We start from the raw sequence: 617 nt of genomic DNA, 5'->3' as shown, positions 1-617 counted from the left end.
GCACCGACGGTGCGTCCGCCTTCGCGGATGGCGAAGCGCAGCTTGTCTTCCATCGCGATCGGCACGATCAGCGCCACGTCGACCGTGATGTTGTCGCCCGGCATCACCATTTCCGTGCCTTCCGGCAGCGTCACGATGCCCGTCACGTCCGTGGTGCGGAAGTAGAACTGCGGACGGTAGTTGGTGAAGAACGGCGTGTGGCGGCCGCCCTCCTCCTTGGTCAGGATGTACGCCTCGGCCTTGAACTTGGTGTGCGGCTTCACCGAACCCGGCTTGCACACCACCTGGCCGCGCTCCACGTCCTCGCGCTTGGTGCCGCGGACCAGGATGCCGACATTGTCGCCCGCCTGTCCCTGGTCCAGCAGCTTGCGGAACATTTCCACGCCGGTCACCGTCGTCTTGATGGTCGGGCGGATGCCGACGATCTCGACTTCCTCGCCCACCTTGATCACCCCGCGCTCGACGCGCCCGGTCACCACCGTGCCGCGGCCCGAGATCGAGAACACGTCCTCGATCGGCATCAGGAACGGCAGGTCGATCGGGCGCTCCGGCTGCGGGATGTAGGCGTCGACCGCCTTCATCAGCTCCAGGATCGCGTCATGCCCGAGCTTGGCATC

The 617-nt window shown here is 66.1% G+C and carries 1 protein-coding gene; it reads right to left on the bottom strand.

Annotated features, from left to right (window positions below):
• On the bottom strand, window positions 1-617 hold a 617-nt coding region (locus tag AC1RU4_RS26245; protein ID WP_492894811.1), incomplete at both ends, for an EF-Tu C-terminal domain-related protein.

The sequence above is a fragment of the Ancylobacter sp. GW821-FHT10E12 genome (assembly GCF_058809335.1).
Note: the sequence above shows the minus strand (reverse complement) of the source record. Positions and strands in the feature narration are given on the sequence as shown.